The organism is Anabaena sp. UHCC 0253 (genome assembly GCF_009712085.1).
GTDB lineage: Bacteria > Cyanobacteriota > Cyanobacteriia > Cyanobacteriales > Nostocaceae > Dolichospermum.
In genome coordinates, this window is sequence record NZ_VILD01000013.1 from 16378 (window position 1) to 26821 (window position 10444).

8 protein-coding genes and 1 pseudogene are annotated in these 10444 nt (G+C 37.1%); 5 read left to right on the forward strand and 4 right to left on the reverse strand.

What is annotated here, in order from left to right:
• Window positions 1-379 (reverse strand): helix-turn-helix domain-containing protein (locus FJR38_RS25415; RefSeq protein WP_168540184.1); only part of this gene is annotated, 379 nt, incomplete at its 3' end.
• A gap of 53 nt (window positions 380-432) precedes the next feature.
• Here FJR38_RS25415 and FJR38_RS25420 point away from each other — a divergent pair.
• Window positions 433-810, forward strand: coding sequence for a siphovirus Gp157 family protein (locus tag FJR38_RS25420; protein WP_371418294.1), 378 nt, complete (start codon window positions 433-435; stop codon window positions 808-810).
• Between the two features lie 183 nt (window positions 811-993).
• Here the strand turns inward: FJR38_RS25420 and FJR38_RS25425 are convergent, their stop codons facing one another.
• Complete coding sequence (locus FJR38_RS25425; RefSeq protein ID WP_168540293.1) at window positions 994-1713, reverse strand: response regulator transcription factor; 720 nt, start codon at window positions 1711-1713, stop codon at window positions 994-996.
• A gap of 352 nt (window positions 1714-2065) precedes the next feature.
• On the opposite strand from FJR38_RS25425, the gene FJR38_RS25430 reads away from it, so the two are divergent.
• The gene (locus FJR38_RS25430; RefSeq protein ID WP_371418291.1) at window positions 2066-3133 is read left to right on the forward strand and encodes a hybrid sensor histidine kinase/response regulator; all 1068 of its coding nucleotides are present in this window, start codon (window positions 2066-2068) and stop codon (window positions 3131-3133) included.
• A gap of 9 nt (window positions 3134-3142) precedes the next feature.
• Window positions 3143-3526: a hypothetical protein gene (locus FJR38_RS25435; protein ID WP_168540188.1), complete on the forward strand. Its 384-nt coding sequence runs from the start codon at window positions 3143-3145 to the stop codon at window positions 3524-3526.
• Window positions 3527-3694: 168 nt separating this feature from the next.
• On the opposite strand, the gene FJR38_RS25440 is transcribed toward FJR38_RS25435, so the two are convergent.
• Together FJR38_RS25440 and FJR38_RS25445 are read right to left on the reverse strand one after the other, a co-directional pair.
• Window positions 3695-4534 carry an SWIM zinc finger family protein gene (locus FJR38_RS25440; RefSeq protein WP_168540190.1) on the reverse strand — a complete coding sequence of 280 codons (840 nt, stop codon included), beginning with the start codon at window positions 4532-4534 and terminating at the stop codon, window positions 3695-3697.
• Window positions 4535-4540: 6 nt separating this feature from the next.
• Entirely contained in the window at window positions 4541-7807 is a 3267-nt protein-coding gene (locus tag FJR38_RS25445) for a DEAD/DEAH box helicase (protein WP_168540192.1), read from the reverse strand.
• A 387-nt stretch (window positions 7808-8194) separates the two neighbouring features.
• Here FJR38_RS25445 and FJR38_RS25450 point away from each other — a divergent pair, with 387 nt between their 5' ends.
• The gene (locus FJR38_RS25450) at window positions 8195-9502 is read left to right on the forward strand and encodes an alpha-L-fucosidase (protein WP_168540195.1); all 1308 of its coding nucleotides are present in this window, start codon (window positions 8195-8197) and stop codon (window positions 9500-9502) included.
• Between the two features lie 613 nt (window positions 9503-10115).
• Window positions 10116-10444 (forward strand): annotated as a pseudogene (locus tag FJR38_RS25455) (hypothetical protein); the annotation flags it as partial.

The following is a 10444-nucleotide window of genomic DNA, read 5'->3' on the forward strand; positions in this document are numbered from 1 at the left end:
ATCTTTTGCTGTACAACTTTCGATTTATTATCTTCCCTGTCCATATCTGTCGGTCTATTCCATAGTCGGTTGGTTTCTTCTCCAAGAGCATTCTTTTGATCTCTTCCTTTTGTTCACTACTCAATCTCTGTATTCTTTTAGACTTTATTGGTGTGACTAGTGCCTTTAGTCCCCCTTGACAATACTTATCAATCCAAGTGATTAAGGTCTGTCTTGCACAGCCGATTTTATCCATCACTTCTTGTCTACTTTTACCATCATGTAGATACTTGATTGCTTCTAACCGTCTTCTTATGTATTGTTGTTGATACTTATAAAATAATTTTTGCCACTCTTCTTCTTCAAAACTTCTTTTACTTAGTTGCTCTGATCTAGTCATGAAATTCTCGCCTACTTTACGTCTAATTCTACACTGGGAAGGGAGTAGTAGCTATTAAGCAACGACTAGAACATCTCAAAGCCGTGCATCAATCAGCACTATTGAGACTAGAACGCTGGCGACAGAAATTAGATGAAACCATTTTAGAACATAATGCCACAGGAATTATCCCTGAGCAAATAGTTGGTAATTCACTGCGGATCACAATTAAAGAAAACCCACCGAGTTGTGACATTCTTTTAGATGCAGAAAAATTGCCTTTAAAATATCGCAGAGAAAAGACTGTTTACTCAGCAGACAAGAAAGCAATTATTGCTGCTTGGAAGAAAGGAATTCCTGTGGATGGTACTCATGTTGAACGTAAGCGGCGGGTTGTTTATGCCTTGACAGCAACGGCAATTCAAGACTTCCAAGATTCACTATTACCTTAGTTGTTTATTCAACTAATTCAGGACTTACGCAGCTATTGTTGTTGAGGTCAGGAATAGGGCATAGCGCATTATGGTATTGAAGATTTTTCAAATTGCCAATGCCCAGCCCCCCGATTTCTCTAACTCTGAGCGTAAGTCCTATCATTAAGAAAAGTGCTGTAACTAAAGAGCTAAACAGTGACTTCAATTAAGCAAACCAGCCCGTAAGGCGATGATAGCCGCTTGAGTGCGGTGACTGGCAGAAAGTTTGTTCAAAATACTCCGCACATATACTTTTACACTTCCCATGCTGATATAGAGTTTATTGGCAATCTCTTGATTGGTGAAGCCTTGAACAATTAACTCCAAAACTTCCATTTCCCGTTCGGTCAGTGGATTGGCTTCTAGAATACTGGCTTGCTCTGGATCAAGCGCAAAAATTGGCACTGTTTGAGCAATATTTAATTTTACCGTAGGTATTTTCAATTGACGAATATGTTTGAGAACAATACGAGCAATTACCGGATCAATCCAAGAATAACCCTCATAAGTCATGTACAGTGCTTCTAACAGCAACTCAAACTTAATAGTTTTAACACAATAAGAATCTGCCCCAGATGCAAAAGCTGCTAAGACCATCTTCTCATGAGAAAAAGAAGTGAGCATAATGATTTTCGTTTGCGCTGCTGTTTCTGGCGGCATAGATTGTCGAAACCGCTGCACCAGTGCTATTCCATCCATATCTGGTAAGTCAATATCAACAATAGCAATATCCGGTTTAGTATTTTGCAGTAGTTCTAGACCAGCAGCAGCAGTTTCTGCGTCGCCCACAACTTGAATATTCTTCTGCTCGTTCAAACAACTACGGATACCTACCCTAGTCAAATTGTGGTCTTCGATAATTATCGCTCTAATATTTGCCATCATTTACCTCAACAACTAGCTAAATGTACTCTTTCTAACGTGGGAAATAGTTGACTACAAACGGCTCAGTCTATCGGTTAAATTTTTTAGGATTCTAGCAAAGTCTACCCATTGATGGAGGCAAAATAAGGTATAACAGCAAAAAATCTATCTATTGACATAGATAAAGACAAAAATTATATCAAAAAATTAGCCTATTGACGTAGGTAAAATTTAAAGTTTTAGTAAAGAAAGCCGATTTAAGTGTTAAGATTCATTAAAGAAAAGAAATAGCAAACTTGATTTAAATAAATCTACTGGTATCTGCATGACACCTTTCTCTTGGAATTCAAATTCAACAGAAAGTATCCTTTTGGTAGATGACTCAACCAAAAATGTTTGCTTGCTAAAATCTACTCTCAAGCAAGAAGGATACAGGGTAACAGTAACAGACAGTGATAGTGAAGCCTTAATTAAGATTGTCGAATCTCCACCTGATTTAGTCCTATTGGATACGTTCACCCCAAGTATTGATGGCTATGAAATCACTCGACAGATCAAGCAGAATTCCCATTTACCTTTCATACCTGTGTTACTCGTTACCAATTGTGACGAGTCCTCTTTCATTCAAGGTTTACAAGCTGGTGCTGATGACTTTTTGATTAAACCTGTAGAGCAAAACGAATTGTTAGTAAAAGTGCGTTCACTCTTGCGACTAAAACACAGTATCAATCACCGAGATATAATTACCCAGCAATGGTGCGAAGATTTTGTGATTAATATGACTCACGATTTACGCACTCCTTTAACTTCAGTAATCCAAATGCTAAAAATGCTGAAGAAAGGAACTTTTGGAGATAATCTCTCAGAAATGCAGGAATATCTTCAACAAATTACCGAAAGTAATCAAACGCTATTGGATATGGTTGAAAATATCCTCGATGTTTATCAATATGAAGCAGGTAATAAAGAGTTAGAGTTTTTTCCTGTAGATTTGCGCGAGTTAAGCCAAAAGGTAGTGCAGGAACTCAAACCTTTGGCTATTGTGAAAAATTTGACTTTGACAACAACATTCAACAGTCAACAATCATCATTATTGACTGTTAGGGGTGATAGGATAGAATTATACCGATTGCTGATTAACTTAGTTGGCAACGCTATTCGTTTTACAGATAGCGGTTCAGTAGAAATTCAGCTTCATCGCCATCATCAATACGTAACAATTGCAGTCAAAGATACAGGTATTGGTATCAGTGAATCAGAACAAGTAGGCTTATTTGAACGCTTTCGACAGGGCAAACATCAGCGCCGGGGAAATGGTCTAGGATTATATTTGTCTCTTCAAATTGTTGAAGCCCATCAGGGAAATATCTCTGTGGCATCAACTTTAGGGGAAGGCAGTATTTTTACAGTTTATTTACCTCTGCAAAGAAAACCCTAATTGACACTTATGAAACTATCAGATTTATCACCTGAAACTTTAGAAAAAATCAAACTGGTTAGGTGGGATAGGATTATTGAAAAACATGAAGGACCAGAAGATTGGTCATCTGTTTTGCAATATGAGGAACCGGAATTTATGGAAATTGATGGATATCCAGTATTATTACCTGTGGATAAATCTCATCACCCCAATATTTCCATAATCCGTTCTATTTGGGCTGAAGATAAAAAATCACTCACGCTATTTTTATCGGATACCACCTATGAAGATGATCCCTTCTTTTCTGGCTTTATGACAGTTTGTGACCGCCTAAAAAATGAAAACTTCTTTCTAGCAATTTTGTATCATGAATGGTTCATTATTGAAAGACCAGAAATTTTTGAGACATAAGCAACAAATGGAAGTATTGTCAGGCAATTCTCATTGGACTCTGCATCTTAACTAATAAAGGATACAGAATAAAATGACAGGAAATTAATGTTATATCCGTACTTATCAGGCTTTCAACCTACGATGATGTACTTTGAATTTTGACTTGCGCCTGCTATTTATTCAGGCTCACATTAAACTTTGATTTTTTGTTTTCACCCGTTGATAAAGTTCCTCCATCGTTTCAATAAAAGAATTATCTTTATGCCAAAAAGCTGGAAAATCGCCCTGTTTCTTGACAAGAATTGCCGAAACACCACTAGAACTTGGCACTTCTATAGTTTGCGGTAAACGCTTTGTTCCTAACCAAAATTCCCTGACACTTGGCTTTTCATCAACAGATTGTTTTTCTAACTTAGTATAAAACGATGTCGAAGATTCTAAACTAACTTCTTGAGTATTCAATTCCTGTGAAAGTGCTTTACCTAAATTAGATTTAGCCAGTTTATTCTGAAGTTCCTCCTTTGATAACCCCCGCAATTCAAATAACAGAAATGGATTATTATCCAATTGGGACGCAACTAAATAATAAACCCCAGCAATATGTTTACAGGGATTAGCATAATCTGGACAAGAACATTTAGTTTGAAAGTCCTTACTGCTATGGGGTAATAAATTTAATCCCAATTGCTTAAAAGTATCTTCAATATTCTCTGGAACTTCATTCAGCAGCAATCTAGAAACAAAACTAGCTTTAGATGATAGCTTGTCAATAACTTCATTCCAACTGCTTTTAGGAATAGATTTAATTTCAATGGAAATATTGTAAGTCGGTTCTTTATACACGCCAAAATAAGCATTAACTGAACCTTTGACTCTAGCAGTAATGTGATTTTGTTCAATTTCAAAATTTAGAACTTTACCACTACTTGCATAGGAACGTCCTCGTTGCAAGCGACCATCATCAGTAAAATTTTCTAATGCTTTAATAAACCTATCGCCCCACCATGTCCGACTAAATTTAACCATAATATTTTACTCCAAAATTGCACTTTTATTTAAAGCAATTAATTGTTTAAAAGCATCATTATCTAACTCAGTTAACCAAGATTCATCATTTCCTACCACAGCATTAGCAAGTTTTTTCTTATCTTCTATCATCTGATCAATTTTCTCTTCTAAAGTACCAATAGCCACAAATTTATGGACAAATACATTCTTTTGCTGTCCAATCCGAAAAGCTCTATCTGTGGCTTGATTTTCCACCGCTGGATTCCACCATCTATCAAAATGAAAAACGTGATTAGCTTTAGTTAAAGTAATCCCTACACCACCTGCTTTCAATGATAAGATAAACACCGAAGCTTCTGTGTCGGGTTCTTGAAATTCCGTAATCATCTTTTCTCGACGTGGACGACTTGTGCCACCATGCAAATAGTAAGTATTGCAACGTAAATTGTGTTTAATGTATTTTTCTACTTGTTCGCATACCTCCGTAAATTGGCTAAATATCAATAAACTTTCCCCTTCAGAAACAGCCTCATCTACCATTTCTACTAATCGGCTAAGTTTGTGAGAACGTTCTGTTGAAAATTCGCTATTATCCTGTAAAAACTGAGCAGGATGGTTACAAATTTGTTTCAACTTCATCAAAGTAGAAAGAATCAAACCTTTGCGTTGAATTCCCTCCACTGTTTGTAATTTCTCTTCTACATCTTTGACAACTACTTCATACAATGAAGCTTGTTCTTTGGTCAAATTGGTGTAGAGTTTTTGTTCAACTTTATCAGGTAAATCATTAATAATAGATTTATCTGTTTTAACCCGACGTAAAATCAAAGGTTCAACTAATTTCTTCAGGGTACTTGATTTGATTCTGTCGTTATCTTTTTGAATGGGAATCTCAAAAGATTTACGAAATTGTGCTTCTTTACCCAAGTAACCCGGATTAAGAAAGTTAAAAATTGACCATAAATCTAACAAACGGTTTTCCACCGGAGTTCCTGTTAAAGCCAGTCGGTGTTTAGCTGAAAGTTTGAGAATAGCTTTGGTTTGTGCAGCTTTAGGATTTTTAATATTTTGCGCTTCATCTAAAACAATTCGTTGCCACTTGACACTATGCAGTAGTTTTTCATCTTTGCGAGCTAAGGTAAAGGAGGTAATAATGACATCATGTTGTTGACAGGCGGTTTTGAACTCAGGAGTAGTTTGCAAGCGATCGCTCCCATGATGTATCATACTTTGCAGATGCGGAGCAAATTTAGCAATTTCCTTCTGCCAGTTACCAACCACAGAAGTAGGTGCAATTAACAGAGTTGGTGGTACATTAGATAATCTTGTTTGTCCGTCCCCCTTGTTGCGTTTCTCTCCCCTATTTCCCTCATCTTCCTCATCTCCCCACCTTCCTATCTCCTCCTCAGAGGAAAACAATTCTCGTTCCTGAACAAGTCTAGCAATCACTTGTACCGACTTACCTAAACCCATATCGTCCGCTAAACAGCCATTTAAACCCAAACGTTCCAAATATTCTAACCAAGCCACACCACGCTTTTGATATTCGCGCAGATTACCTTGCAGATTTAACTGGTCAGAAATTGGTTCTAAACTACTTTTATCTTGTAATTTAGCCATCATATCTGACAAAATCTCATCATGTTCAATATCCCAATCTTCCCCAGATTCAGCATTCCGTTGGAGAAATTCCAGCACAGACATCTCTGGTTTTTCATCACCATGAGATTGCCAAAATTCTAGTAATTGTTGCATTTTATCCCGGTCTAATTCCATCCACTGACCGCGAAAATGCACCAAAGGAGCTTTAGCATTAATTAATTGCTCCCATTCTTGCTTAGTAACAGCTTGTTCACCAATTGCTAATTCATATTCATACTGCACCAAAGAATTCAAACCAAAATAGCTTTTGTTTTCTCCCTTAGTTGCAGAACGACTTTTACCAGAAGCTTTGAGTCGTAGTTTAGCACGACGACGACCAGCAGGGGTATACCAAGCCGGAACAGTAACTTTAAAACCTGCATCTTCTAACACCCAAGCACTTTCTTGAAGGAATGAAAATGCCTCTTCTAATGTTAGTTGCATTCCCACAGGAGCATCTGTTTCTAATCCTTGCCATAACTGCGGATACATTCGTGCTGCATATCCTAAATTTAACAACAAATTAGTTTCAAAGTCTTTACCATACTCCTTCTGTACACCTGTTTTAGACTTTTGACTCATTAGCCAATAATCTGCTAAAGGTAACTTAAGAGAAGGGTCTTGTTTACTAGATACCAAAAACTGCATTTGCCAGTTATCTATTTGTTCAGCAGCAGGTGAATTTAATTGAAAACATAGATAAAAAGGTAATTCTGATTGGGAGCGAGTAATTTTACTTTTCCATGTTTGCCATTGTTTGTATTCCTCTAAAGTTATATTTGCTGTGCGGGGATTATGTTGTTGAGAGAAACAATAGTAAACTAAGGAATCTGTAATTTGTTTATCAAAGGCAGCAGTAGAGGGAGTGTGAGTAACTATATTATGGAGGATAGATTCAGAAAAGTGACGTAATAGGGTTTCTTCATCAAAAAACTCAATATTTTCATTTTCTCCGTTTGAACCTGCCACACAAATCAGTGGCATATATTCAATATATTTTTGAATATTTTCTTCATGTTGCTCGGAAATAATTGACCAACCAGCATAGATTTCAAATGCAGGTGGAATTGGTTTTTTACTTTTACCTTTGGGTGGAGGAGTTTCTAATTGGCGATATTTGAGAGTCGGGATATATTGGTCTTTGAGAATTATTTGTTTAAATGATTGCGTATAGTGATACCAAAATAATAAATCTGAACCGAGTTGAATATCACTTAGGTTATTAATTGCTAAGAAATGAATATCATTGAGCAGTCTAATAATATTAATTGCAGGCGTATTATTTTTAACAGAAGTTAATGTTTGATAACAATCTACTTGCCAATATTGAAATTCTGTATATTCTTCGGGGATTTCTATTTCTAGATACTTAATTAATTCTGGTGAAGGCAGGGGTTGATTATCGGCAGTTGGTAAAGCAAAATATTTAGTAGATATGCGTTGGCTTAATTGGGGTGCTGGTTCTTTAATGCCTAATTCCTGGACTAAAAAGTTGATTAATTCACCCTTAGCTAGATGTCCAGGATGAATCTGTTGTTTATGATTGCGGCTGCTTTTTGGTACAGGCGTTTCTACCCACAGATAAAATGAACCTGACTGAATAAAGTCAGTTTCTGTGTGAGGTATCCAAGTGCCATGAACGATTTTCATAGTTCCATTGTAGCTGGATGTTTGGTGATTATAGCGATTTATAGCTTTTTTATCAATTATCTATGTAGATAAATTTTAATAATTAGCATACATTAATTTGATTAGAGTATTTTGAAAATCTTCAGGACGTTTCTGTTATGAAAAACAAAGTATTGATCTGCAAGCTTTCGATTTAGATGAGGTTAACCAGCGTCAGTGTGACCTTACAGCAAATTGTCATCAAACCTGGAACAAGAACCCCACCACCCTCATCGTTTGCGGGAAGGGGGCTAAGATGTACCTTATATGATTGGAAATCGCTGTAAATGACTGTTAGATCATACTTTTACCTGGTTATGTCAAATTTGCTGACTACTGTTCAATGTAAAAAACTAATTTAAATTCATCATGATGAGTACATGGTTTGATACAGCACGACTGGGGATGTTTATTCATTGGGGTCATAGTTCCCAACAGGGACGTGAGTTATCTTGGCCTATGGTTGGAGGTGTATTCAGTCTTCCTTTCTGCAAAAATATTCCCGTTGAAGAATATTATCGTACCGTTGATACTTTTAATCCTCAAGATTACAATCCTCAAGAATGGGCATATTTAGCCAAAAATTTAGGAGTAGAGTATGTCGTATTCACTACTAAACATCATGATGGTTACGCTCTATTCCATACCCAAGAATCAGATTTTTCTATTGCATCTGCACCTTATAAAAAAGATATTGTCCGTGAATATATTGAAGCTATGCGCTCTGTAGGATTGCGAGTTGGGCTTTATTTTTCACTTTCAGACTGGCATCATCCTGATTATCCGGCTTTTACAGAAGCTGATAAACCTTATCGGTTTGAGCAATTGCCTCAACCCACACAGCAACAGTGGGAGCGATATATTCAGTTTATGTTCAATCAAATCCGAGAATTATTGACCAACTACGGTCAAATTGATATCTTATGGTTTGATGGAAGTTGGGAAAGGACTCCAGAGCAATGGCAGGCTCAAGAATTGGCAAAAATGATTCGTGATTTGCAACCCGATATTCTCATTAATGACCGTTTACCCAATTGTGGAGACTTTGCAACTCCTGAGCAATTTATTCCCCCCCAACCTCCGGCTCATCTGTGGGAAACCTGTCTGACTATTAACGAAAGTTGGGGATATAACCCAGATGATCATCACTTCAAATCCTCTCGGCAACTGATTCATACATTGTGCGAAGTGGCAGCTAAGGGCGGTAAACTTTTACTGAATATTAGTCCAATGGGCAATGGACAAATTCCACCTGAGCAGTTAGAGCGTCTAGAAGATATAGCTAAATGGATGTCTCAGCATTCTGAAAGTATACTCGATACAACACCAGGACTAGAACCCTGGCAATTCTATGGTCCGTCAACCTGTAAGGGCGTTCGCGCTTCGCGTGCCGAAGACGATGCTCCAAAGGAGCCGCCCAAAGGGCATCGCATTTATCTACACCTATTAATGAAACCTTACGAAACAATATCGGTTAGAGGTGTGCCAATCAAACGAGTGAAATCAGTATCTGTTCTTGCTGACGGTACACCACTTACCTATACAAGTCGCTGTGCAATTATGGATTCTTTTCTCAATTCCGACCCACTGGGGGAATTAATAATTTGTGTACCTGAATCAGTAATCAATTCTTTCGCTACAGTGATTGCTATTGATATCAATTCCTCTTTAACCTAAAAGGCAGTCCAAGAGTGTCTCAAGGATGCAGAATTTCTTTGAGCCTGCGCTTTTTCCTGGGCAATGAAAAGGTATATGTCAATAATCAGCGATCGCACTTCCATAATTTATTTGATTGGGTGGTAGAGTCCATCATTGCTACTCGCACGCAATATTAAGTAGGTAAACCGAAAAATTTAAAGGTATGTGAAGAAATGTAAATTCAATGAATGCCTTACACATAGGTTGTTTTACGGTTTTCACAAAACTAAACATATATCGGTTTTATTATGTTTACCTACTTATATGCTCATAAAATTACTAACTAAAATTGATTTAGGGTACACTCAGGTGTTTCATGGGGGTTATATATACCCCAAAAAGAAATTAGAGGCTTGTATTTATTTCCTTTGACCCCTATATATAACCTGCTTATAGCCTTTATAGGGGTTATATAGGGTCTATATTGCTAAAATAAAATAATTTGGGGTATAGCTAGAGGTTACTTAGGGGATAAATATACCCTAACGCGAAAATTGAAAATAATTAAACTTTTAGCCCCTATCTACGGTATATATAGGAGATACTTAGGGTATTTTTGTGCCACCTATTTTTTGTATCCCACTTGACACCCATGCCCAACATTCACGCCTTGCAAAAAATTTTTCCAGCAGGATTCGATAACGGTTACGGTAGTCTGAAACTTTTCGTCGATGGATTTGAAGTCGTTCGTATCCCCAGTTATATTTCTACAGCAGAGATGGAAGATGTCCCAGGAAGAATCGTTTTAGATGGTGCAGCTTACACCGTGGGAGAATCTGCTTTTCGTACAGGTTATCATTTTGACCGCAACACGGACCACAACGAAAACAAAATTAAAAATGCACTGTTGATGTTATTTGGTGGACTAGCACATTTGCCACATCGTAAAGCTTGGCATTTAAAATTAGTCGTCAGCTTACA

Bases quoted from the DNA above. Each gene is read 5' to 3' on its own strand.
- FJR38_RS25450 (WP_168540195.1), top strand. From the start codon at position 8,195: ATGATGAGTACATGGTTTGATACAGCACGACTGGGGATGTTTATTCAT.
- FJR38_RS25445 (WP_168540192.1), bottom strand. From the start codon at position 7,807: ATGAAAATCGTTCATGGCACTTGGATACCTCACACAGAAACTGACTTT.
- FJR38_RS25435 (WP_168540188.1), top strand. From the start codon at position 3,143: ATGAAACTATCAGATTTATCACCTGAAACTTTAGAAAAAATCAAACTG.
- FJR38_RS25425 (WP_168540293.1), bottom strand. From the start codon at position 1,713: ATGGCAAATATTAGAGCGATAATTATCGAAGACCACAATTTGACTAGG.
- FJR38_RS25440 (WP_168540190.1), bottom strand. From the start codon at position 4,534: ATGGTTAAATTTAGTCGGACATGGTGGGGCGATAGGTTTATTAAAGCA.